Source organism: Pseudomonas lundensis (assembly GCF_015377145.2).
Taxonomy (GTDB): Bacteria; Pseudomonadota; Gammaproteobacteria; order Pseudomonadales; family Pseudomonadaceae; genus Aquipseudomonas; species Aquipseudomonas lundensis.
The window spans coordinates 4,224,372-4,248,415 of the sequence record NZ_CP062158.2 but is presented as its reverse complement, the minus strand read 5'-3'; the positions used below and the strand labels follow the sequence as shown (position 1 = coordinate 4,248,415).

At 62.0% G+C, this 24,044-nt stretch carries 23 protein-coding genes; 14 read left to right on the top strand and 9 right to left on the bottom strand.

What is annotated here, in order from left to right; translation table 11 throughout:
• Window positions 1-74 precede the first annotated feature (74 nt).
• From pbpC to IF654_RS19995, 4 genes are all read left to right on the top strand, one after another.
• Window positions 75-2,411, top strand: coding sequence for a peptidoglycan glycosyltransferase PbpC (pbpC, locus tag IF654_RS20005; protein WP_097193015.1), 2,337 nt, complete (start codon window positions 75-77; stop codon window positions 2,409-2,411).
• A 383-nt stretch (window positions 2,412-2,794) separates the two neighbouring features.
• Window positions 2,795-3,373: a hypothetical protein gene (locus IF654_RS23200; protein WP_336244835.1), complete on the top strand. Its 579-nt coding sequence runs from the start codon at window positions 2,795-2,797 to the stop codon at window positions 3,371-3,373.
• Window positions 3,265-4,545, top strand: coding sequence for a collagen-like triple helix repeat-containing protein (locus IF654_RS20000; protein ID WP_336244834.1), 1,281 nt, complete (start codon window positions 3,265-3,267; stop codon window positions 4,543-4,545). Before IF654_RS23200 ends, IF654_RS20000 begins: the two co-directional genes overlap by 109 nt.
• A gap of 182 nt (window positions 4,546-4,727) precedes the next feature.
• Window positions 4,728-6,410, top strand: coding sequence for a ShlB/FhaC/HecB family hemolysin secretion/activation protein (locus tag IF654_RS19995; RefSeq protein ID WP_194862127.1), 1,683 nt, complete (start codon window positions 4,728-4,730; stop codon window positions 6,408-6,410).
• 51 nt (window positions 6,411-6,461) lie between these two features.
• Here the strand turns inward: IF654_RS19995 and IF654_RS19990 are convergent, their stop codons facing one another.
• Together IF654_RS19990 and IF654_RS19985 are read right to left on the bottom strand one after the other, a co-directional pair.
• On the bottom strand, window positions 6,462-6,872 hold the full coding sequence (locus IF654_RS19990; protein ID WP_047280002.1) for a response regulator: 411 nt from the start codon (window positions 6,870-6,872) through the stop codon (window positions 6,462-6,464).
• Window positions 6,873-6,924: 52 nt separating this feature from the next.
• Window positions 6,925-7,152 (bottom strand): Flp family type IVb pilin, encoded by a 228-nt coding sequence (locus IF654_RS19985; protein WP_047273230.1) that lies wholly within the window; start codon window positions 7,150-7,152, stop codon window positions 6,925-6,927.
• A 342-nt stretch (window positions 7,153-7,494) separates the two neighbouring features.
• Here IF654_RS19985 and cpaB point away from each other — a divergent pair, with 342 nt between their 5' ends.
• The 8 genes from cpaB to IF654_RS19945 are packed head-to-tail and all read left to right on the top strand — an operon-like array spanning window position 7,495 to window position 14,903.
• A complete protein-coding gene (gene cpaB / locus IF654_RS19980; protein WP_094989306.1) occupies window positions 7,495-8,424 on the top strand; it encodes a Flp pilus assembly protein CpaB in 930 nt (309 codons plus the stop codon).
• A 29-nt stretch (window positions 8,425-8,453) separates the two neighbouring features.
• Entirely contained in the window at window positions 8,454-9,680 is a 1,227-nt protein-coding gene (locus IF654_RS19975; RefSeq protein ID WP_094987564.1) for a type II and III secretion system protein family protein, read from the top strand.
• Window positions 9,677-10,867 carry a CpaE/TadZ family protein gene (locus IF654_RS19970; protein WP_047273233.1) on the top strand — a complete coding sequence of 397 codons (1,191 nt, stop codon included), beginning with the start codon at window positions 9,677-9,679 and terminating at the stop codon, window positions 10,865-10,867. The genes IF654_RS19975 and IF654_RS19970 overlap by 4 nt, the downstream gene beginning before the upstream one ends.
• Window positions 10,864-12,141, top strand: coding sequence for a CpaF family protein (locus IF654_RS19965; protein ID WP_047273234.1), 1,278 nt, complete (start codon window positions 10,864-10,866; stop codon window positions 12,139-12,141). Before IF654_RS19970 ends, IF654_RS19965 begins: the two co-directional genes overlap by 4 nt.
• 10 nt (window positions 12,142-12,151) lie before the next feature.
• Window positions 12,152-13,036 carry a type II secretion system F family protein gene (locus IF654_RS19960; protein ID WP_083333014.1) on the top strand — a complete coding sequence of 295 codons (885 nt, stop codon included), beginning with the start codon at window positions 12,152-12,154 and terminating at the stop codon, window positions 13,034-13,036.
• A 1-nt stretch (window position 13,037) separates the two neighbouring features.
• Complete coding sequence (locus tag IF654_RS19955) at window positions 13,038-13,922, top strand: type II secretion system F family protein (RefSeq protein ID WP_047273236.1); 885 nt, start codon at window positions 13,038-13,040, stop codon at window positions 13,920-13,922.
• A 14-nt stretch (window positions 13,923-13,936) separates the two neighbouring features.
• Window positions 13,937-14,620: a tetratricopeptide repeat protein gene (locus tag IF654_RS19950; RefSeq protein WP_047273237.1), complete on the top strand. Its 684-nt coding sequence runs from the start codon at window positions 13,937-13,939 to the stop codon at window positions 14,618-14,620.
• Between the two features lie 13 nt (window positions 14,621-14,633).
• A complete protein-coding gene (locus IF654_RS19945; RefSeq protein ID WP_047273238.1) occupies window positions 14,634-14,903 on the top strand; it encodes a DUF3613 domain-containing protein in 270 nt (89 codons plus the stop codon).
• A gap of 54 nt (window positions 14,904-14,957) precedes the next feature.
• Here IF654_RS19945 and IF654_RS19940 read toward each other — a convergent pair whose 3' ends face one another.
• Together IF654_RS19940 and IF654_RS19935 are read right to left on the bottom strand one after the other, a co-directional pair.
• Complete coding sequence (locus IF654_RS19940) at window positions 14,958-15,734, bottom strand: response regulator transcription factor (RefSeq protein ID WP_047273277.1); 777 nt, start codon at window positions 15,732-15,734, stop codon at window positions 14,958-14,960.
• 119 nt (window positions 15,735-15,853) lie between these two features.
• Entirely contained in the window at window positions 15,854-16,327 is a 474-nt protein-coding gene (locus tag IF654_RS19935; protein WP_047273239.1) for a prepilin peptidase, read from the bottom strand.
• A 71-nt stretch (window positions 16,328-16,398) separates the two neighbouring features.
• Between IF654_RS19935 and IF654_RS19930 the strand changes: the two genes are divergently transcribed.
• Window positions 16,399-16,839: a TadE/TadG family type IV pilus assembly protein gene (locus IF654_RS19930; protein WP_047273240.1), complete on the top strand. Its 441-nt coding sequence runs from the start codon at window positions 16,399-16,401 to the stop codon at window positions 16,837-16,839.
• Window positions 16,836-19,586, top strand: a complete 2,751-nt coding sequence (locus tag IF654_RS19925) for a PAS domain-containing sensor histidine kinase (protein ID WP_094987563.1) — start codon at window positions 16,836-16,838, stop codon at window positions 19,584-19,586. Before IF654_RS19930 ends, IF654_RS19925 begins: the two co-directional genes overlap by 4 nt.
• Here IF654_RS19925 and IF654_RS19920 read toward each other — a convergent pair.
• The 5 genes from IF654_RS19920 to IF654_RS19900 form a co-directional block, all read right to left on the bottom strand.
• The gene (locus tag IF654_RS19920) at window positions 19,571-21,556 is read right to left on the bottom strand and encodes a pilus assembly protein TadG-related protein (RefSeq protein ID WP_094987562.1); all 1,986 of its coding nucleotides are present in this window, start codon (window positions 21,554-21,556) and stop codon (window positions 19,571-19,573) included. The two genes, IF654_RS19925 and IF654_RS19920, sit on opposite strands and share 16 nt — an antisense overlap.
• A 143-nt stretch (window positions 21,557-21,699) precedes the next feature.
• Window positions 21,700-22,305, bottom strand: coding sequence for a DUF4136 domain-containing protein (locus IF654_RS19915; RefSeq protein ID WP_047273243.1), 606 nt, complete (start codon window positions 22,303-22,305; stop codon window positions 21,700-21,702).
• A gap of 27 nt (window positions 22,306-22,332) precedes the next feature.
• Entirely contained in the window at window positions 22,333-22,959 is a 627-nt protein-coding gene (locus IF654_RS19910) for a DUF4136 domain-containing protein (protein ID WP_047282043.1), read from the bottom strand.
• Between the two features lie 23 nt (window positions 22,960-22,982).
• Entirely contained in the window at window positions 22,983-23,732 is a 750-nt protein-coding gene (locus tag IF654_RS19905) for a methyltransferase domain-containing protein (protein WP_047291937.1), read from the bottom strand.
• Window positions 23,729-24,034, bottom strand: coding sequence for a MazG-like family protein (locus IF654_RS19900; RefSeq protein ID WP_047273246.1), 306 nt, complete (start codon window positions 24,032-24,034; stop codon window positions 23,729-23,731). The genes IF654_RS19905 and IF654_RS19900 overlap by 4 nt, the downstream gene beginning before the upstream one ends.
• Window positions 24,035-24,044 lie beyond the last annotated feature (10 nt).

Below are 24,044 nucleotides of genomic sequence, written 5' to 3'. Positions count from 1 at the left end.
AAGACGGCCACTGTGCCAGAGATACCCCTTGGGCAACCAGTCAGGGCGCAAAGTTGCGTCACGGGCGGATGTTAATGGGATCGCGGCTTAAAAAATGCCTGCGCGGGATACTCGCCGCCACAGTGCTGCTGTGTGCCGCGCTGTGGCTGGCCGATAAAATCTGGCCGCTGCCCTTGCCCCAGGATGATCTGGCCCGTGTCGTATTGGCCGAAGACGGCACCCCGCTGTGGCGCTTTGCCGATGCCAATGGGGTGTGGCGCTACCCGGTGAGCACGGATGAGGTGTCGCCGTATTACCTCGACGCCTTGCTGACCTACGAAGACCGCTGGTTCTTCCGTCACCCGGGCGTGAACCCGCTGGCGCTGGGGCGTGCCGCCTGGCAAAACCTCAGCGGCGGGCGCGTGTTGTCGGGCGGCAGCACGCTGTCGATGCAGGTGGCGCGGCTGCTCGATCCCCATGAACGCACGTTGCCCGGCAAACTGCGCCAGCTGTGGCGCACGGCCCAGCTGGAATGGCATTTGTCCAAGGACCAAATCCTGAACCTGTACCTCAATCGCGCGCCGTTCGGGGGTACTTTGCAAGGGGTGGCAGCGGCCAGTTGGGCGTATTTGGGCAAGTCCCCGCAACACCTCACGCATTCGGAGGCCGCGCTGTTGGCCGTGTTGCCGCAAGCCCCCAGCCGCTTGCGCCCGGACCGCCACCCGGCGCGCGCGCAGGTGGCGCGGGACAAAGTCTTGCGGCGGTTGGCCGAGTACGACGTGTGGCCGCGCACCGCCGTGGACGATGCCCTGCAAGAGCCGCTGCTCCTGGCGCCGCGCCTGGAACCCAGCCTCGCTCCCTTGCTGGCGCGGCGATTGAATCGCCCCCACAGTCCGCCGCTGATACGCACCACGCTGGATGCCAACCTGCAACGTCGTCTGGAAGACCTGTTGCTGGGCTGGCGTGCGCGTTTGCCGGATCACACCTCGGCGGCAATTGTGGTGGTCGAAACCGACAGCATGGCCGTGCGTGCTTACTTGGGGTCGGTGGACATCAACGACGCGCGGCGTTTCGGCCATGTGGACATGATCAGCGCCATGCGCTCGCCGGGTTCAACGCTCAAGCCGTTTTTGTACGGGATGGCGATGGACGCCGGGCTGATTCATTCCGAGTCGCTGCTGCAAGACGTGCCCCGGCGCTATGGCGACTACCGGCCGGGCAACTTCTCTATGGGCTTCAGCGGCCCGGTCTCGGCCAGCGCCGCGCTGGCCCTGTCCCTCAACTTGCCAGCGGTGCAGTTGCTCGAAGCCTATGGGCCGAAACGCTTTGCGGCGGACCTGCGCAACGGCGGCGTGCCGCTGACGCTGCCCGCTTTGGCGGAACCCAATCTGGCGTTGATTCTGGGTGGGGCGGGCAGCCGACTCGAAGACCTGGTCAGTGGTTACAGCGCGTTGGCCCGCGACGGCAAAAGTGCCACGTTGCGCTTGCAGCCCGACGATCCACTGCACGAACGGCGCCTGCTGTCGCCGGGCTCGGCATGGGTCATCCGGCGCATTCTGAGTGGCCAGGCACGCCCGGACCGTGACCCGCGTGCCGAATTAGTGCAACGCCCCGCGCTGGCGTGGAAAACCGGCACCAGCTACGGCTTTCGCGATGCGCTGGCGATTGGCGTAGGGCCGCGCTACTTGATTGGCGTGTGGATCGGGCGCCCGGACGGCACGCCGGTGCCGGGCCAGTTCGGGCTGGCCTCGGCAGCCCCGCTGATGCTGCAAGTGCACGATGTGCTGAGTAATCGCGACAGCCAGCGTGGCATCGTTGCCCCGGTGCAGGCCGTGCCGGGCAATGTTGGCGTGGCAGCCATTTGTTGGCCGTTGGGCCAGCCGCTGAGCAAGGGCGACCCCAACTGCCGCCGCCAGCGTTTTGCCTGGACGCTGGATCACACCACGCCGCCGACCTTGCTGGCGGCCGATCAACCATTGGGTGTGGGGTTGCGCGAGCAGGTATGGGTCAACCCGCAAGGCGAGCGTGTCGGGCCGCAATGCCCCGGCGCGCAACCTCGCGAGGTGGCCCTGTGGCCCGCGCCGCTGGAACCCTGGTTGCCAAGGGCAGAGCGACGGGACACCCGCATGCCGCCAGCCTCGGTCGAGTGCCCGCCACCGGCGCTGCATTCGGTCACGCCGTTGTCGATCGTTGGCGTGCGCGACGGTGACCGCCTGCGCAGGCCCGCGGCGAGCGTGCAAGCGTTGCGGCTCACGCTGACGGCACTGGGCGGTGATGGACGACGCTGGTGGTTCCTTAATGGCGTGCCGCTGGGCGACAGCGCCCACCAGGACGCGCTCAGCACCTCGCTCGAACAACTCGGGCGCTACGAACTCAGCGTGCTGGACGAAGGAGGGCACACCGCGCGTGTCGAATTCAGCGTGGTTGAGTGATCGGCTCAGTGCGCCTTGGCGCTGCTCGCCCGCGACGAGCGACGAGAAAACACCGTACCAATTGTGTTTATCACCTTGGTGTCGTGTGCGAAGTGCCTCTTTCAAGCGTGTTGATAATTCACGCTTTTTAAACCCTTGTCCCCCCTAATGGATTAACCCCAACGTATAGGCGCGCCCCCGCTATATAAGGGGTTAATACCAAATTGAGAATTGTCCGACGCGTCCCTCGGGGTTGTTATGTCTGCAACGGATAAACGTATTGCTGGCGACAGATCAGGAAACGTTTGAACTCAGGCAAGCAGGTGCAAGGGACTCAATCATGAATACTCAACTGTGGTTAAAAACAAGTACTGCCTTACTGCTGGTCATGACAGTCAGCCTCAGTGGCTGCCATAGCGGTGGCGGCGGGTCCAAAAGTCATGTGGCCGCCAGCACTCCCGACAGCACCACGGATGGAGGCGATGGCGGTACAGATGGCGGTACTGGCGGTGGAACGGGTGGCGGTACAGGCGGTGGCACCGGTGGTGGTACTGGCGGCGGAACAGATGGCGGTACAGGCGGCGGTACAGGCGGCGGAACTGGTGGCGGAACTGGTGGTGGTACTGGTGGCGGAACCGGTGGTGGTACTGGCGGCGGAACAGATGGCGGCACAGGCGGCGGAACCGGTGGTGGAACTGGCGGTGGAACCGGTGGTGGAACTGGTGGCGGCACAGGCGGTGGAACCGGTGGCGGTACAGATGGCGGAACTGGCGGCGGAACCGGTGGTGGCACAGGCGGCGGAACCGGTGGCGGTACAGGCGGTGGAACTGGCGGTGGCACAGGCGCTGGTACGACTCCGCTGGTCACCGGTCAGGTGGTCGGCCAGGTTGGCACGGCGCTCGGCGGGGTCGGCACGACCGTCAGTGATCTGGGCACGACGTTGGCCACTGTTCCCGTGGTCGGTGTGGCAGGTGGTCTGGTGACCAATACCGGCAACGCCGTCACCTCGGTCACCGGGGGTGTCACCAATGGCCTGGGCTCGCTGGGCACTAATAAAGACTCGCTGGGCATCACCGTGGCAGGCGCTACCAACGCCGTGAGCGATGTCGGTAAAGGCGTCACGTCATTGGGCACAGGCGTCAGCACGTTGATCGATAACACGCCGATCAGTCAGATCCCCGTGGTGGGCGGGGTGGTCAATAAAGTCACGGATGCAACGGGTGGTCTGGTGGGCAATGTGGGCACAACGGTCACCATGATCGGCAACACCCTCACCGGCGCCGCCACCACCGGGCCATTGAGCAAAGTGACCGGTGGCCTGAATGACAAAGTCGTGGTGCCCGTGATTTCACTGGTGGAAAACACCACAGGCAAAGTCGGCACGGCGACCGGACTCGGGGCGCCTGTGGATGGCCTGCTGAACAAAGTCGGCGGCGTGGTTGGCGGGTTGGGTGACAAGGTGGCCGGCACCGGTAATGGCAACCCTGTGACCGGTCTGGTGGGCGGGGTGTTGACGGGCGTTGCCGGGGCTACGGACAAGACCGGCGGCTATGTCAATCCGGCACCCGCAGCGGGCGGCGGCACGGGTGGCGGGGCAGGCGGCCTGCCGGGGATTGCGGGCGCCGGGTTGCTGGAAACCGTGGGTGGCGTGGTCAATGGGGTAAGCACCGGGCTGGCCGGTGGCAGCACCAGCGGTGTGGTGGATGCTGCCGGTGCCAATGGCAATGCCATCGGCAATACCGTGGCCTCCATTGGCGGTGCGCTGGGCGGTACCGGGGTGGCGAACAACGCCGCGGGCGCCCCGTTGGCAGCGGTCACCACCACCGTGGGCACGGCGCTTAATCCGGTCACCAGCGCCGTGACCAGCGTGACGCAAAACGTCGGTGCAGCCACGGGTGTCGGGGCGCCGGTCAGCGGCTTGCTCAATCAAGTGGGCGGGGCGGTCAGCAGCGTGGGTGTGAAAGTGGATGCGGGCAGCAACAACCAGGTCGTGAGCGCAGTCGGTCAAACGGTCAATACCGTGGGCGCAACGGTGGGTGCGGTTGGAGGGCTGTTGAACGGTGGCACCACCGCGCAAGGCGGCGCGACAACCGGTGCTGTGGGCGGCTTGGGTGGGGTACTCGGAGGCCTGGGCAATCTGGGCAAGAAAAACTAACGAATTGCACCTGGCCGGTTCGACGGCCTCACCTACAGCGCCTACGCTTGGTTGAGACGAGAGGTTCTGATGAACCTCTCGTCTTTTTTTGAGCCAAGGATCTAGGGCTTGCACCGGGTAGCGTCGCCCTGAGATGACGCGCCCACCTGGTTATGTCGCTGTTGTTGACCATGGAGTGTCATATGCGTACTTACGTTCCTCTCGTATTTGTTGTGCTGACCCCGTGCGTCATGGCCGAGCCCTTGCCGCGCTACCTCAACAGCAACGAAATGATGCAGACCCTGCCCACCCCCAACCTGCCAGTAGACGCTTACCGCCCGCAAAAGCCAGCGTTGCAATTGCCCAAGCCCGGCGCGGTCGAGCCGCCACCGTTGGTGATGGGCACCAGACTCACCATCCGCAAATTGCAGATTGAAGGCGGCACCGTGTACCCGCTCAAGGAGCTGGGCGCTGCCTATCAATCGTTACTGGGCCATGAGATCACCCTGGCGCAATTGATCGATGCCACGCGCACCATCACCCAGCGCTACCAAACCGATGGTTACTTGTTGTCGTACGCGTTTTTACCGCCGCAAAATTTTGATCAGGGGCTGGTGCGGGTGGTGCTGGTGGAAGGCTACATCCGTGATTACACCGTGCAGGGTGATGTCGGTCGGGTGAAGGGCTTCATCGATGAACTGGTGGACAAGCTCAAGGGCGAGCGCCCGCTGACCCGCAAAACGTTCGACCGCTACGCGACCTTGATGGGGCGCCTGCCGGGCGTCACCTTGCAAGCACAAGTGCCGCCGCCCGGCACCACGGATGGCGCCTCGACCCTGACCATCAATGCCAGCCGCAAACCGTTCACCACCAGCATGAGCCTCACCGAAGGCAGTCGCGACAGCACGCAGGCACTGTTCGGGGTCAGCAGCAACTCGCAAACAGCGATGGCCGAGCAATTGAGCGTCAGCGGGTTGTTCCCGCCCGGCAACGATAAAGAACATTACTACCGCATCGACTACAGCCAGTACCTGAACGCTGAGGGCACGCAGTTGAGCCTGTATGGCGCGCGGTATCGCAGCGATCCGGGGAGCAGCATTGCCACCAGTGACGGGTTTGAACTCAAGCCGCATCGCGAGAACGACCGTTTCTCCATCGGTGTCAGCCACCCGCTGATCGCAGCCCCCAACCAATGGCTCAGCGTGGGCGCCCGGTTGTACGGCGTGAATGACCGCACCGATTACGAGGTGGTCGGCTTCCCGGTCAGCCTCAGCGAGAAAACAGACGTACGCGCCCTGGCGTTTGAGGGTGACTGGCGCAAGTCCGATAACAAACAGCTGCGCATCGTCAGCGCGGGTGTGTATCAAGGCATGAAAGGCCTGGGCGCCAAGAGTGAAACCAACCTCACCGGCAATCAGTACGACCTGGATTTCTTGCGCCTGCGTTTGTCGGGCGTGCAGAGCGACACGTTTTTCGAGAATTGGCAGGGCGTGATGTCCGGCGCCCTCTATTGGAGTGCAGACAGCTTGCCCGACAGTGAGCGGGCGGTGTTTGGCGGGCAGAACTTTGGCCGCGGCTACCCCGACGATCAGGCGTCGGGCGACAAGGGGTGGGGGGTGGCGTATGAGGTCAACTACAGCTTCAACCGCGAAGGGCCGTGGGTGAAATTGCTGCAGCCCTACGCGGTGCTGGACAAGGCCAAAACCTGGTTCAACGAGTTGCCATTCAAAGGCTCGGACATGTCTTCGGCGGCGGTCGGGCTGCGTTTTGGCGACAAGCGTTACTACAACATTGCCCTTGAAGCGGCCAAGCCGATGTCTGACATGGCGCTGGACAGCTTCAACCGCCGCCCGCGCTACACCTTGAGTTTCAGTTATCAACTCTAGCTGCAGGGCTCGCGAGGGCAACCTCGCGAGTGTTCGCCACGCGGACCGGCCTCAGCCGTCGATCAACTTGAGCGTCGGCTGAGGGAAAAGGGCATTCAGGGTATCGAGCAAACGCTCGTGATAGATGGGTTTGCGAAACAGGTCCAGCACCTGCAACCGCAACAGATCGCTGACGTCATCCATGTCGGCATGCCCGGACACGACGATGACCGGCAGGTGTTGACGCGAGGTGTGTTCACGCAAGCGCTTTATCAGCGAGATGCCGCTTTCTTCCGGCATGCGCAGGTCGGTAATCACCAGGGCAATGTCGGGATGCCGGGTCAGCTGTTGCAATGCGGCTTTCACCGACGTGGCGGTGTGGCAACAAAACCCTTCGCCCTCCAGCAGTTCGGCCAGCTCAGAAAGAGCCTCCTCCTCGTCATCCACGAGGAGGAGCTGTTGGCGTGGCGAAAAGGCGGTCATGTTGCGTTCCTGTAAAAGGGGCCAGAGCAGGATTTACGCATGATGCGCATGCTTAAGTCACTGCCGTTCCGCCCAAACCTTTGACCAGGTTGTTAAACGTGGATTTGACGACGCCCGACAGCGGCGTGACAAACAGTGCGAGCACCACCGCCACCATGGCCGCAATCAGGGCGTATTCAATGCCCGAAGCCCCGTCCCGGCGCTTGATTAATTGACGGGTCTGATAGACGCAGAACGCCTGTGTCGGCACATACACTTTCAGAACAGTATCCAGAAGCATCTGACTTCTCCTTAGTGCGCCGAAGCGGGCACTGTGTAACGTAGGTGCTACATACTTCCCATTTGCCATCAGAGCATTGCCAACAAAGCCCGACCTCACAACTGTAAGAAAGGATTAATCCGAAAGTAGTAATCCAAACGGATCAGGTCATCCGCCATCAAAAACGTTAAACAAATCAAAGTCCTCGAATGTCCTGTCAGAAATAACCCGGTCAGTAATGGCGTTTTGTCCTACCTGCGCTACCTTCAAATAGCGAAATGGTTGCAACTGGCCAACCGTTCATAGCTGCCTGATTGCGCATGATTTTTTGTCTGCCGTACGCAATGGGAAAGGGAGAGCCATATGAACAATCGCCGGAGTCTGGTGCTCGCCGCGATCTTGTTTTTGGGGGCCATTGCCGCCGGTTTCTGGGGGTTGATGCTGGCCCGTCAACAGCCTGTGCCACCTGCTCCGGTGGCGCAGGTGGTGGAGCAGGGGGTGAGCCATCTCGAAGACCAGACCAAGCAAAGCGTGGTGGTGTTGACCCGCGATGTCGCCCCGCATGTGGCCCTGACTGCCGATGATTTGACGCTGGAAAAATTGCGCACGGCGCCCGCCGGGAGCCTCACCGCTATCGACCAGGCGGTGGGACGCACCCCATGGCGAGGGCTGAACGCGGGCACCTGGCTCAATGAACACAGCTTCGAAATCGGCGGGCCGCTGGCGCGCATGATTCGCCCTGACGAACGCGCGCTGGCGGTGGCGATTGATGAAGTGGCCGGGGCCGCGGGGCAGTTTGGTCCGGGGGATTACGTCGACATTCTGCTGTTTCTGCGTCAGGACACCACCAACCCTGAATCCTCCACACAAGTGGTGCTGCCTGCGGTGCGGGTGTTGAGCATTGGCGATGAATTGGGTCTGACCAGTGACGGCCAACCGGTGAGTCAGGCGCTGACCGCCGAGCAGGCGCAACTGCAAACCCAGCGCCGGGTGACGGCACGCACCGTGGTGCTGGCCATCCCCGAGCCGCTGGTCAATCAACTGATGCTTGCCGCGCAGGCCGGAACCTTGCGTCTGGCGGTGCGCAGCGCGCAAGAACAACGCTTGAGCCACTACTGGTCAGGTGAAAAAGACGCGGCGAGCAATCTGGCGGCCGCCAGACGCAGCCTCTACCAGTTCAATCAACTGGCGATGGCCACGCCGGCCAACAAGGCGCCACTGACAGCCCCGGCCGGTCCGCCTCGGGCCCGTGGGATAGAAATCATTCGAGGCACCCAGGCGCCCGCCCACTAAAACATTCCTGATCTGCAAGGAAGCCCAGCATGAGTCAACGTTGTGTGCCGCTGTTGAAACAAGTTGTCTGGACGCTGATGCTGGGCGGCCTGTGTGTTGACATGGCAATGGCTGCGTCGGCGCATTGCGCGTTATTGGGGCCATTGCCCGCGGTGCTGGAAGTGGCCCAGGGCACCCAGCAAGCACTGGATTCCCCCGTCAGCATCACCCGCATTGCCGTGGGCGATCCGGCCATTGCGGACGTCTATGCCAACGGCGACAGCGCCTTTTTGCTGACCGGCGTCGCCCCCGGCACCACCAGCCTGATGGTCTGGACCGCGTGTTCCAACAAACCGCGCCAAAGCATGGTGTTCGTCAAAGGTAAAGCCGCTGCCGGGTTTACCAGCGCGTCACTGTCCCCATCGCAAGACCCGACGTTGCCCAGCCAGGTACAGACTGATATTCGCTTTGTCGAAGTCAGTCGCACCAAGCTTCAGGAGGCCAGCACCTCGATTTTCGGTATGGGCAGCAACTTCCTGTTCGGCTCGCCGGGGTCGCTGATTACCACCGCTGAAAACGTCATCACGGGCGGCCCCCCGGCCGACAACAAGTACTTCAACATCGGTTTTGGGGGCGGTCGGGTCAAGGCCATGATCAATGCGCTGGAAGGCAGCGGGTTTGCCTACACGTTGGCGCGTCCGAGCCTGGTGGCGCTGAGCGGTCAAAGCGCCACGTTTCTGGCCGGCGGCGAAGTGCCGGTGCCAGTGCCCAGCAGTGGCAGCGACAACGTGTCCATCGAGTACAAGGAATTCGGGATCCGCCTCACCCTGACCCCCACGGTGGTCAGCCGTGATCGCATCGTGCTCAAAGTCGCGCCCGAAGTCAGCGAGCTGGACTACACCAACGCCGTGAACATCGCAGGCACGCTGGTCCCCGGCCTTAAGGTGCGCCGCACCGACACCAGTATTTCCCTGGCTGACGGTGAGAGCTTTGTCATCAGTGGCCTGATCAGTACGCGCAATAGCTCACAGGTCGACAAATTCCCCGGCCTGGGCGATATCCCGATTCTCGGGGCGTTTTTCCGCTCCTCCAACATCAGCCGCGAAGAGCGCGAGTTGCTGATGATCGTCACCCCGCACCTGATCCAGCCGCTGGCGGCCAATGCCCAGTTGCCTTCATTGCCCGGAGAAAAGCTGCGCAATTACGACCCCAACTGGTATCGCCTGTATTTTCTCGAAAACGGCAATTTCAATCGCCGTAGCGGGTTATCCAAATGAGCCAGGGACTGAGCCAGACATTTCTCGCGTTAACGCGCAACAACACCGACCTTGAATGGTTGCAAGGCGCGCTGGCGCCCATCGGCCAAGTGGTGGGCGCCAGCACTGGCAGCCTGGATGAGTTGCTGGCGCTGGTGGACGTGACCTTCGCCGGGCTGGTGTTCGTGGGGCTGGACCGCGAGAAAGTGGTCGCTCAGTGCGCCTTGATTGAAGGCGCGCTGGAAGCCAAGCCGATGCTGGCCATCGTGGCCCTGGGCGATGGCATGGACAACCAGTTGGTGCTCAACGCCATGCGCGCCGGGGCGCGGGATTTTGTCGCGTATGGTTCGCGCTCCAGCGAGGTGGCCGGGTTGGTCCGGCGCCTGAGCAAGCGCCTGCCTGCCGTCACGCCCAATGCACAATTGGGCGGCCTGACGGTGATGTACAGCGCGCAATGCAACGCCGATGGCGCCTTGCTGACCAGCCACCTGGGGCTCGTGGTGCAAAAGAGCGACCAGCAAACCCTGCTGCTGGATTTGGGCCTGCCCCGTGGCGACAGTCTCGCGCTGTTGGGGCTGCAAAGCGCGTTCTACTTCGGTGATGCCCTGCGCCATTTGCGGCGCCTGGACAGCACGTTGATCGACAGCGCCTTCAGCGTCGCCCCCGGTGGCTTGCGCATTCTGGCGTACAGCGACAGCGACGAGCCCCTGGAGCACACCAGCGCGGCCGAGTTGTACATGTTGCTCAGCGCCTTGCGTCAGCACTTTCAGCACATCGTGGTGAACCTCACCGGCCAGCCCGACAGCGAAGCGCTGCGCACCTTTGTCAGCCATTGCGACAAATTGCTGTGGTACACCGACCAGAACGTCCTCGACTGCCGACGCAATCTGGCGATTCTCAACCTGTGGCGCGCCAAAGGCATGAACCTGGAACACGCGCGGATGCTGGTGGACCGTTACCTGCGCGGCGTGGCGCCCGACGCCGACGCACTGGCCAAGACCTTCGGCCTTGAAGTGCTGGCCACGCTACCACCTGCTGACGAACTGCGGATGAACGCCAAGAACCAGGCCACCACCCTCTTCGAACTCGGCCCGCGTGAGGCGCTGACCCAAGGCCTGAAAACCCTGGGCGAGCGCCTGGCCCAACGTTCTCAAGGGCTTGCCAGGCCCTCAGCCCACTGGCTGAGCCGCTTCTGGGGGGCTAAATGAACGGTGAAAAACTGTTCGGTGCCGGCCTGCACGGGGCGCACGGGCATGCCGAGCACGACAGCCTGAAACGAGTGCTGCACCGCTACATCATCGAGGCCATTGAAGAAACCGGCAAAAACCTGCTGGAAGACGCGCGCCCCGCGCTGGCTCATTTCGTCACCGACAAAGTGGCTGAATACGTGTCGCGCCTGCACCTGGCGATTTCACGCTATGAAATGGAGCGTCTGGCCGAGGAAATCGTTGACGAACTCACCGGCTTTGGCCCGCTGGAAGTGCTGCTGCGCGATCCGGCGGTCACCGAAATTCTGGTCAATGGCCCGCACCGGGTGTTTATCGAGCGCGACGGCATCCTGCACCAGAGCGAACTGCGTTTTATCGACGACCACCACGTCGAGCGGGTCATGCAGCGCATTTTGGCGCCATTGGGGCGGCGGCTCGATGAGTCCTCGCCGATGGTCGACGCGCGCATGCCCGATGGCAGCCGGGTCAACGCGATCATCCCGCCGATTGCACTGGACGGCCCGTGCCTGTCGATTCGAAAGTTTCGCAAGGACATGCTCAAAAGCACGGACCTGATGGCCATGCAAACCATCGATCAGGCGATCTATGACTTCATTCAGGAGGCCGTGAGCAAGCGCTGCAACATCCTCATCAGCGGCGGCACGGGCACCGGTAAAACCACGCTGCTCAATATCCTCAGTCAGTTGATTAACCCCTATGAGCGGCTGGTCACCATTGAGGACGTGGCCGAATTACAGCTCGGCCACCCGCACGTGGTGCGTCTGGAAACCCGCCCGCCCAATGCCGAAGGCCATGGGGAGGTCAAAGCCAGCGACCTGATCCGCAACGCCCTGCGGATGCGCCCCGACCGCATCATCCTGGGGGAAATCCGCGGCGTTGAAGTACTCGACGTACTGACCGCCATGAACACCGGCCATGACGGCTCCATGAGCACCGTGCACGCCAACACCGCACAGGATGCGCTGTTGCGCCTGGAAACCCTCGTGGGCCTGACCGGGCGCACCGTGGCGGAGAAAACCCTGCGCCAAATGATCTGCGCCGCGCTGGACGTCATCATCCAGCTCACGCGCATGCCCGACGGGCGTCGCTGTGTCAGCGAAGTGCTGGAGGTGGTGGGTGTGCGCGATGACGTGTATGTCACCAATACCCTGTTCCGGCTGGATCGGCGCACCGGGGTCGGTTTCATGCGCGAAGCGCTCAACCCGGCGGGCGACAAGTTACGTCGCGAGCCAATCGTGAACCTTCAAGGTTGAGGGGCCCGCCATGATCCCGGCCCTGCTGCTGTTATTGATCGCGTTGCTGATGGCGTGCCTGGCGCTGTTTATTGTGTTCCGTGTGTTGCGCAATCCGACCACCAGCCGGGTGCTCAATCGGTTAGCGCAAGGGCAACCGCAACCGGCCCCGCATTTGGGCGGGCTGCTCTGGCTGGACCGCGCCTTTTTGCAGGCCGGGCTGCCCCGACCGTCGGAGCGCTTGCGGCTGTGGCTTGGCCTGTGGCTCGGGGCGATGCTGCTGGCCGGGCTCGCAGGCGGCTGGATGGCGGTGCTTGCCTGCCTGCTGCTGCCACCGCTGTGCCTGAAGCTGTACCTCAGTTGGCGCTACCACCGTCAGGTGCGGCGCATGGTTGAACAACTGCCGCCGTTACTGGATCACGCGGTGCGCAGCTTGAAGGCGGGTCGCACGTTGGCGGATGCCGTGCTCAATGCGATTGATGCCTCCAGTGACCCGCTCAAGACCGCGCTGGGCCGGGTGTCGCGCAATGTGCAATTGGGCGTCAGCTTGCCGGAAGCGGTGCAGGACGTGGCCGAGCTGTACGAGCGCGAAGAGTTTCGCCTGTTTGCCCTGGGCCTCAAGGTCAACCAGCGCTACGGCGGCAACGCCAGTGAACTGCTGGAAAACCTCATCACCCTGATTCGCGAGCGCGAACAAGGTGCCCGTCAACTCAAGGCCATGACCGGTGAGACGCGCTTCACGGCCATGGTGCTGGCCGTTTTGCCGCTGTTGGTGCTGGTGTATTTCATGTTCACCAACCCCGCTTACCTGCCCAAAATGTGGAGCGACGCCTCCGGGCAGCATTTGTTGCTGACGGCGCTGGCGATGCAGGTCATCGGCTGCTTTACCCTGTGGCGCATGGTGCGGAGCGTATGACATGGCCTTGCTGATAAGCGTTGTCTTGCTGTTGGCCGCCCTGGCACTGGTCATCAATAGCGTGATCCAGCAGCGGCTGCGCCAGCAACGTGTGATGCAGCGCCTTGAGGGCGGGAAAACCGGTACGCACACGCTTGGCACTTGGCTGCGGGCTGTCGGCAGCAGCAAAGTGGGCCAGCGCTCGGTGTCGCTGGACCACGAAACCCAAACCCTGTTGACCCGGCTGGGGTGGCGCACGGCCAGTCAGCGCTCGCTGTTTGCCGCCTTTCAGATTGGCACCCCGGTGGTGCTGGCCGGGTTGGTGTTCGTGGGGCATAACGTGTTCTACCCGGACACGGGCAATGTGTGGGTGGGGCCGCTGTTCGGGCTGGCCATCGGTTACTTGATCCCCAAACGGTTACTGGCCTACGCAGCCGCCCGGCGTCAGCAACAGGTGGCGATTGAGGTTTCTACATTTATCCCGCTCCTGCGCATTCTCTTTGAGTCAGGCATGGCGGTGGAGCAAGCACTGCGCGTGCTGAGTCAGGAGGCGCGGCAGTTGTTGCCCGTGTTGACTGGCGAGCTGCGACTGGTGCTGGCCCGTGTCGATTCCGGGCTGGAACTGGGTCAGGAGCTGCAAAAAGCCGCGAGCTTGCTGGCGGTGGATGAGTTCGACGACACCTGTGTGATTCTTCAGCAACTGATCCAGCAGGGTGGCGGCGCCATGAAGTCGTTGCAGGCGCTCAAAGCATTGCTCGATGACCGGCGCCTGACGCGCATGCAGGAATACATCTCGAAAATGTCGGCCAAGATGTCGGTCGTGATGATGGTGTTCCTGTTTCCGGCGCTGCTGATTGTGTTGGCTGGCCCCAGTTTTATCGCTATTTCACGGGCCTTCGGGTCTTGACCGGGAGTGTGAACATGAAAGCTGTGATCGTCGCGTGCGGGCTGCTGATGCTGGGCGGTTGTGCGAGCGGGGGCGCGAGTAACCCGCCGTGGCTGGCCCTGAACAGCAGTTGCGCCAAGTTGAGTGGCGATCAGGAGTTGTCAATGAACCTGGCCGACGACATGGCCAAAGAAGGCAAGCTGCACGCCAGTCTGGCCAATCTGCAAAGCCTGCCCGAGCGCTACGGGCAGGTGCAGTTGCGCAAGGCGCGCCTCTATCGTCAGTTGGGCCGCAGCGAGGCCGAGCCTCTGTATCGAAGTTTGCAGGGCACCTGTCTGGCAGCCGAGGGCGAGCATGGCCTGGGGCAACTGGCGGCAGCCCGAGGAGACAACGCCCAGGCCCTAGCCTACCTGCAAAAGGCCGCCAGCCTGGCCCCCACCGATGACAAGATCCGCAATGACTTGGGGGTGGTGTACCTCAACCTGTTGCGCCTGGACGACGCACGCTTTGAGTTTTTGACCGCGCTGGAACTCAGCAAAGAGGACGACACGTTGGCGGCGTTGAACCTGGTGACGTTGTTGATCTATCAGGACAACTGGAAGCAAGCGGCAGAACTGGTCACCCGCGCCGGACTGACACCCGAGCAAGTGACCGATGCCCAGGCCCGTGCGCAAGCACTCAAAGCCCCGGCCAGCGATCAGGTGGCGGTGCTCAAATAATCGGAGGTGTGCGATGGCGATGACTGTACGTGTCGGCGTGTTACTGGTGTGGATGCCCTTGAGCGCGCTGGCCATCGAGCCGGGGCCGTCGTCCCGCTACCAGCAGGAAACCGAAAACTGGTTGCAGGTTCAGGTCAGCGGCAAAGAGGGTTCAACGGTGCCGCAGACGCTTACCCCACAAGAGCGCGAACAAAGCCTGCAACGTTTGCTGAAAAGTTACGATCACGAAATCCCGGAGTACTACAAACAGGAATCGGGCGGCGGGGGCGGGACGTCCAATTAACGCGCGCGCCACCGCCTGTGCGCGCTGAACACCGCGAGCACAGGCGTGCGGGCTTCAGTGGGCCGTCAGCCGGTGCTGTTTGGCGCTGGCATTGGGCGACAGCGCCAGGGCCAGTTGAGTGCGGTTGTTCATGTGGGTCAGGCGTAATACTTGTGACACGTAGAGTTTGACCGTGTTTTCCGTGATGCCCAGGTCGCAGGCGATCTGGTAGTTGGTCTGGCCTTTGCCCACCAGTCGGGCCACGTCGAGCTGGCGCGGTGACAGTTGCTGGAAAATCGCCGGCATGGCGTGCGAATCCTCTTCAGCGACGCCGTCAACGCCCGCGGTCAGTGGCGGTTGGCGCACGGATTCCATGTCCTGATACAGGTCGTCAATGGAGTCCGCCAAAAACTGAAGCTTGCGGTTCAAGTGCCCGAGCTGGACGCTTTTCATCCGTTCGCGCAGTTGCTCTTCCTGACGCTGGATGCCTTCAAGCAGTTCATTGAGGTCGACCGGTTTTTGGTAGTAATCCGCGATGCCGATGCGTAAGGCTTTGATCACATCCTGTTTGTCGGCGCGGCCGGTCAGCAGGATGCTTTCGAACAGGCGTTGTTTACCGGCGTGCTTTTGCAGGTGTTGGGTGAGTTCGATGCCATTCATGTCCGGCATGTGCAAGTCACACAGCACCAGACCGATTGCAGGGTCTGCGTTGAAGCACTCAATGGCTTCACGGCTCGACTCACAGGGCACGCACCGGTAGCCACTGCTTTCCAGAAACTCGCAGAGTTCTTCGACGATCAAGGGCTGGTCGTCGACCACCAGTACTTTTATGAGAGGGCTGAGCTGGTTCACGCGGTACTCCATGCCTGGCAAGCCTGTTCAAGGCAAACTGCGCCACTCATCGTGAGCAGGCTGGTTTAAAAGTAGACCCAGTTTCCCGTGCTGTACATGGAATAAATCCTACGTCTGCACTAGGGCATGCACAGCGTAGCCAACGCAAAACCGGCCAGCAAAAAGGGCGCGAAGGGGACTTTTTTTGACAGTGGACCAGGGTCGCCGGGTGCAGGTGTTGTAACCCGTTGATACACAAGCGGCAGGATTTTTGACGCGATCAGCAGCCATAGCGCGGCACACAGGCCAGCGCCGATAAAGGTGCCCAGCACCGTCAGACGATCGGTGGCCAATGCCAGGGTTACTAGCAGCTTGACATCCCCCGCGCCGAACTTATTGAGCGCATAACCGGGCAGGGTCAGCACCAGCGCAATCAGCAGCGCCACCAGGGCTTCGCTGGGGGGGGCGCCGAGCCAGGTGTGGCCGCTCCAGAGCAGGTACAGCACTGCCAGGGCCATGCCGCCGAGGGTCAGGGTGTTGGCGATCTGGCGTTGGTACAGATCCTGAAGTGCGCACGCGGCCAACCAGAGGAACAGGATGAGTAATTGCGTCACGTAATCGGCGTCCCTTTTTGGCGAATGATTCTATGCTGATATGACGTGTGGTTTTCAGGGTAGACGCAGTCATGAAACCAGGCCTCCCCAGAAAAGAAAAAGGCGCAGCGGCCATCGAATTTGCGCTGGTGTTTGTGGCGTTTTTCGCTGTGTTTTACGGCGTCGTGAGTTACAGCTTGCCGCTCTTGCTGATGCAGTCGTTCAACCATTCCACGGCCGAGGCGGTGCGCCGCAGCGTGGCGCTGGACCCGACCGTTTCCCCCGCGACCTACACTCAGGATGTGCAAAATCGCGCCCTGAGTGTGTTGAGTGACCAACTCGCGTGGGTGCCGAGCGCCTTGAAAGGCAGCCTCAATCAGCAGGCGGTCTATAGCGGCGGGGTGCTGACGGTCACCGTCAGCCTGCCAGCCTCGGCGTTAAGCGCCATCATGCCGGTGCTGGTGCTGCCGGGAGACATCACGGTGCCCAGTTTGCCGACCACGTTAACGGCCCAGTCGAGTCTGCAGTTTTGATCAGCGGCGAGCGCTTGTTGGGGCGGCTGCTGGGGCGGGCAGACGAGCCCGTTGCGTTGGCGGATACGCCTGCCCTGCGTGTGCACGCGGGCATTCAATTGCGGCTCGATCAGCACGGCCATGTGCTGGAGCAGCATGGGCTGGCCATGGCGATGGGCAGTGGCCCGCCGCGCCTGTTGATCGATTATCTGGTGCCGGGCAGCACGCTGGCACTGGAAGGTGCGCCCCGGGATTGGCAGGGGCAAAGCCTGGACCTCATGTTTCAGGTCGGCGGCGGCCCTGTTGTCTACACCCGCGGCTGGGTCCAGCCGCACGGTGACGACTGGTTACTGCAATTGCTGGACATCAGCGATGTGCTAATGGGTCAACAGCAGGCGCGCAGCCGGGAACTCACCCACCTGCTCACCACCCACATGGGGGAGCAATTGCGTCATTGCGGCCATGGCCGGCTGCCCGCGGTGGTGACCGATCTGCTGCAGCAGGTGGCGCACCATTGGCATATCCCGTGTGTAGCCCTAGCGTTGCCCGACACCACACAGGCCGAATGGCGCATTTACAGTGTTTACCGCCAGCATGATGCCCCCGCGCTGTGGGAGGTCGATCAAGCTCTGGGCAGCACCCTCGACAGCTTCAATGGCCACGCGCCCCAGCGGTTTGAGGCGCTGTATGGCCTCAACGACAAGCCCCGGCTGAGCGGGCTGTTTGGCAACACCGATGGCTTGCTGGTGCCGTACAACGATCATCAAGGGGTGAGCGCATGGCTGTTGTTCGGCCAGTACCCGGCGAGTCGTCACGCCCCGGCCATGGGCGACATGGATTGGCTTCTGGTGTGCGCGGCATTGGCCGGGCCGCTGCTCAGTCGCTTGCGTGAGTTGCAACATGTGCAGCAGATGGAGCGCATGGAGGCATTGCAGGGCCTGCTGGGCAGCGGCTGGTGGGAGTGGTCGGCCAGCACCCGGCAACTTTTGCTTGCCCCGCCCCTGGCCGCCAGCCTGTTGCCCGATCAGCCTGCGCATGTGCCTCGAGAGGTGTGGTTGGGGCTGTTTCACCCGGCGGACCGCGAAGAGCTTGCCAGCCGCTTCAATGACCTGCTGTCCCACGACACGCCTCTGTTGCTGTGCGTGCGCTTGCACCAACCCGACAGTACGCGGCCGGTGATCTGGTACCGCATTCAGGGCCAGGTGCTGGGCGGGGAAGGCGGGCCGCGTGTTGTGGGGTTCATGCTGGATGTCAGCGACATGCAAAATCAGCAACAGCAAGCGGCGGCGGCCCATGCGCGACTCGACAACCTGATCGCCAGCTCCCCGGCGGTGATTTATGTACAGCGCTATGCCGAGGGCGCGTTGCTGCCTGAATTCTTCAGCGCCAGTTTGCAGCCCTTGTTGGGCTGGACGCGTGAAGAATGCACGGCCGCCACGTTGATTGAGTGGGTACACCCTGACGACCGTGCGCAGTACTTCGAGCGCACCCGACGCCTGTTGCGCGAAGGCAATGTGCGCAGCCGCTATCGACTGCGCGACCGTGAGGGCGACTACCACTGGTTACTGGACGAGGCCCGGTTGCTGCGCGACGACCTGGGCCTGCCGGTCGAAGCCGTGGGCCTGTGGCTGGACATCACCGACGCCACGGAAGCCGCAGAGCTGGTCAAACACAGCGAAGAGCGCTACCGCATGCTGGTGGAGGATTCCCCGGCGATGATCTGCCGCTACACCCCCGACTTGACCCTGACCTTCGGCAATCGCCCACTGGCCAATTACCTGGAGTGCGCGCCCGAGCAGTTACCGGGCATCAACCTCAGCGGCTGGTTGTCGCCGGAGCAGCAGCGGGCGTTTGTGCAACGTTTGGCCACCTTGACCCCCGAATTCCCGGTCAGCACCGCCGAAATCAGCCTGCAACTGCCGGGGCGCGAACATGCGTGGTGGGTCTGGTCGGATCGCGGCGTGTTTGATGAGCTCGGGGTGTTGGTCGAAGTGCAGGCGGTCGGGCGCGACAACACCGAAGTGCGGCGTTCGCAACAGCAACTGACCCAGAGCGCCAAAATGGCCACCCTGGGCGAGATGGCCACCGGGCTGGCCCATGAGATCAACCAGCCGCTCAATGTGATGCGCATGGCCATCGTCAATGTGCTCAAGCGCCTGAGCAATGGCGATGTGCAGATCGATTACCTGCAAGACAAACTCAATCGCCTCGACACCCAGGTGCAACGCGCGGCGCGGGTGGTGGACCACATGCGTGTGTTTGGTCGACGTTCGGAGATCGAACAGCAGGTGTTCAACCCGGCCATTGCCATCGACGGCACGCTGTCACTGCTCAGTGACGGCCTGCGCGGCAAAGGCGTGGAGATTCGCTGCGAAGGGCTGGACTGCGCCGTCCGCGTACGGGGCCATGTCGATCAACTGGAACAGGTGCTGATTAACCTGCTGGTCAACGCCCGCGATGCCTTGCTCGGCCAGCGTGAAAAAGGCCCTGACTTCGCGCCGTGGATCGCCCTTGGCATCGAAACAGACCCCGGCCACGTGCGCTTGTGGGTACACGACAACGCAGGCGGCATTGACCCGCGACTGCTGGAGCGCATCTTCGAACCCTTCTTCACCACCAAACCGGTCGGTGTGGGCACGGGGCTGGGGTTATCCGTGAGCTACGGCATCATCGAGAACATGGGCGGTCGGCTGAGCGTCAGCAACACCGAACACGGCGCCCGCTTTTGTATAGCGCTGCCGGTGGTGGGCGATCAGAGCACCAGTTGAGCGCGGCCGCCCTGATTGCAGGAAAGATTGGCACCTACTTCCGCATTACCCAGGCTGACCCCTAGCGCCCCCAAGAGCGTGTTGAGGATCGGGTCCAGCAGGTTGGACAGTAAGCCGCTTAACGCGGTGGAAAGAATGCCCGTCACTTGATTGATCAGTCCGGCCACGCCCGTCAGGGCATCGTTGGCCACGCTGCCGGTCTGTGGCGTGTACGTCACCACCATGTTGTCAGCCAGCGAGTCACCCAGACTCTTGATGATGCTTGCATTGCTATTCAGAGGTTTTTGGTAAACGGGCGGATTGTTGACCTCGGGTAGCAAAGGCGCGCTCCATGTTTGCGGCTGAGCGTTGGCCGCTATTTGCGTTTGCACCTTCAGGCCCAGCCCGCCCCCTTTGCCGACTTGCAGCGGGCCGCATAGCAAAATGATCGAGCACTTGGTGACATCAATACTGATCAGTTTTACCGGGTCCACGGCCAGGTAATTCAGCTTGTTGATTTCAATCGACGATGGAAACGCACCGTTGGCTGGCGGGCTGCCAATACTCAGCTTGGCTGCCGCGGTAGATGTTTGCGCTGTCAGGCTTTTGGTGGCCTGACTGGAGCAGTTGTAAGCGGTCACATAACTGTTGGCACTCGCCGCTTCCAGATAAATATCCAACGACGACGCAATGCTAAGGGACGTTCGCTCGCACGCCAGGACGCACTGCAAGACTCCGATTAAATCCAGATTCAGCAATTTGTTGACGATATCGGTCAGGGGCGAGAGCAGTTGGGTGAGCGCAGACACAATCTGCGACACCAGTTTGAGAACTGCCAGATCAATATGAATGTGCGTCTGAACTTGCGCTGTTTTGACGTAGATGCGGTTAGCACCGAAAACCGGATCTTTAATGGCCAGTGCCGGGTTGCCAATCACCGACATTTGCGGGGGCTCAATCACTTTGATTGACACCGTGACGGTGCCCACCAGCGCAATCGTTGACGTGATATCGGCGGCCACTGCACTTTTGCCATTTGACAGTTGCACAATCCCTTGCAACAGATCAAAGACTGTCAGATTGGTGTTCAGGCCAGCACTTGAGGTGCCATTCTGGAGCTTCAACAAGTCGCCCAATTTCAGTATTTGCGTGTTAGCGGCGATTAACTTGATGGTGGTCAGCGCTTGCACAGCAACCGTGGCGCCCGGCCCGCCTTTTTGCAGCACATTAATCGCGGCATTAATCAACTGAGTTGCAGACACGTTTGTATTGAGCAATTGCGCGTAATCACCGGCATTCAGGTTCAGGTCGATGGCCAGTTGATCGAGATAACTCAGCAAGTTGATATTGGTGTTGGCCAGCCCCTGCCACGATGCAAGGCTCAAGTTCAATTTGCCCCCCAGCAGGCCGCCCACAAGGCTGTTGAGCAACGGCGAGTTGTTTGAATTGATATCTGCCAAAGACGACCTGATAGTGAGCGCTGCCAGCGGGGAGCCTCCCGTGGCCCCCACCGCACTGGCCGTCAGTTGGGTATTGAAGCCGAAGGTCCCGTTGGAAAACAGGTTCCACAGCCCGCCTGCCACGCTGGTCGGCACGACGGTGGTGGCGATGACGCGTATCGCGTCGGACTTGCTCGCATCGGCGCTGAAGGTGCGCAGTTTGTCGCTGCCGGTCACCAGGGTGCCGCAGGTGGCGCTCAACGTTTGCGTACTGCCGGGGGTGAAACTGTTTCGCGTGGCGCTGGCGATGGCGTAGGTGCTGGCGGTCGTGGTGCCGGTTGCCAGGCAGTTACCGCCCCGGCTGACGGCCTCCAGCACGGCGACGTCAGCGACCCGTTGCAACTTGCGCTGTTCCAGATACAAGCGGCCGCTGTCGACCACCAGCAGCATGAACAGCAACACCACGCCGAGGGTCACGGCGGCCATCAAGCCGATTGCACCGCGCTGCGAACGAAGGGTGCACAGACGCGGGCCACGCAATGGGGGAGACATCGAGCACTCCTTTGCCGGCCTGCTGCCGAGCGCAACTCTCCACGGGTGAAGGGGAGTGTAGTCAAGGTGTGCGGACGCTGCGTACCCGATCTCGGCTTCGTTGCTCAGCAGCGACTACAGCCGGTGTCGTCGCTGCCGGGCGCTTAGTTCGCTGTCGGTTTGGGCGGGTAGTCGCTCAGGATTTTGCTCACGGCTTCGTGGATCGCCGCGCTGCGTTGCGCCGGGTCGGGGTTTTTATCCACGACTTTTTCCGCGCTGCCACGCCACACCAACTTGTCGGTTTTGGCGTCGATCAGGTCGATTTGCAGGGTGCCCACCTGGTAGTTGATGTTGCGCACTTCATCGTAGACCGGTGCGCCCCAGTAACCTTCCCACGGGCCACCCCAATAGCCGCCCCATGGCCCACCCCACGGGCCGCCGTAGCCATAGCCGTAATTGGTCACCACCTGTTCCTGGCGTTCGGCAACGATCAGGTAGGTTTGTACCCACAGGTCGGCTTTGGTCGCCGGGGTGACTTGGCGCAAGCCGCGCTGGTCCAGCTGATAAGCCACCGCCTGGGTGATGCGTTGTTGGGTCAGGTCGCTTTTGAGCATCGGGTTGTTGGGCACAAATTGCAGGGCAGGTTCCTTCCACGCCCAGGTGTGGAACGTGGCGAAATCAACGGACGGGTTGTAATCGTGTGTGACCTGCATCGATTCGCAGGCGCTGAGCAGCAGTGCCAGCCCCACGAGCGCTATTCGACGTAGCATGATGATTCTCCACTTCAACAATTAGTCTTAATGAGGAGGGTAGGCCTGTACTGCTTTGTTCAGCGATTCGCGCAACGCATTCCCGCGTTCGCTCAGGCTGCCCGTGCTGCTGGTTTCAGCGCTGGAGCTCCAGACAGGCTCGCCGGTCTTGCCGTCATACAGCGTCAGCCGCACCACCATGACGTCCACTTCGTAGGTTCGAACGATGGGCACGGTGTTATACATGCCGTACCGATTGCCATAACGACCGTAGCGATCCCCATAGAACCCGCCGTAACCAGCCCCATAACCATAGTCGTCCTGAACCTGACGCAAGCGTTTTTCTGCATGTAAATCGGCGCTGACCCGCACATCAGCTGGGCGGCCGGGCTGGGCCGGGCGCAAGCCTCGCTGATCCAGGGCTGCGCTCACCGCTTCGGCGATCTGTGCTGAATCGGCCCAGGCCGTTCCTGCTGGCAGGCGGCCGTTGAGCCAGGCCCAGCTCTGGTAACGGCCGTAGTCGCGTGGGGGCGCCGGGTAAGCGCTCAGGTCAATGGCGTTGGCGGCCTGCGGCGGGGCGCCAGGCATGGGCAGTGACGAGGCGGTGTACGGGTTGGGGCTTTGGCAGGCGCCCAACCCCAGGCTCAGAACCAATAGAGCAACGCGGCGATACATGACACTCCCCCCCAGTTGAACGGTTAAAGCGGGCGGCACACCCAATGCAGGTAACGGCCCAGCCCCGCAAAGGCAGGGTGGCGCCGATGAGCCAGTTCCATTTCAACCAGTGCGTCGAGTTCGGCGCGGGCCTGGAACTCCACGGGCATGTAGTCGTGGAACACGCGCACGCCACTGTGGCTTTCAACCTGCCATAGCGCTTGCATCGCCTGCGCCAGCTCCCGTGGATCAAGGGGCTGTTGCGGGGTAAGGCTCTGCTTTTCGCCCGCCATATCGTTTTTTCGCATCTTGCGGAAATGGCCTTTGAGCAAGTTGCGATAAATCAGCGCATCGCGGTTGTAGAACGCCAGCGACAGCCAGCCGCCGCTGGCCGTCAGTTGATGCAGCACCGGCAGGATCGCGTGGGGTTCGGCCAGCCATTCCAGCACCGCATGGCACAACACCAGGTCATACGGTTCGGTGAGTTGGCCCAACAGCTCTTGCCAGGACGCCTGAATAAACGTGCCCGTCTGGCCGGCGTCGGCGAAACGCTGACGCGCGCCTTCAAGCATCGGGGCGGCCGGTTCTGCCAGCGTCACGTCGTGGCCTTGCTCGGCCAGCCACAGCGACATGTGCCCCAGGCCCGCGCCGATGTCCAGTACGCGCAAGCGCCGCTGGGGCAGCGATTCTTTAAGGTCGGCTTGCAACACGGCGAGGCGGATGGCCCCTTTGGCGCCGCCATAGATTTTTTCCGCGAAGCGGGTGGCCAGCAGATCGAAGTGACGGTCGCTCATCGGCTGAAACGCCTTTCGCTGTCGGCCAACTTGCTGCGCACCACCTCGTTCATGTCCAGGCCCAGTTCGCTGCACAGCAACAAGAGGTACAACACGATGTCACCCACTTCCTGACCGGCATGGGCCAGTTGGTCGGCGGGCAGTTGGCGGGACTGGTCTTCGGTCAGCCATTGGAATATTTCCACCAGCTCGGCCATTTCAACACTGGCGGCCATGGCCAGGTTTTTTGGGCTATGGAAGGGCTTCCAGTCGTTGTTATCGCGGATGCGGTGCAGGCGTTGGGTCAATTCGTCGAGGTTCATTGCAGGTGTG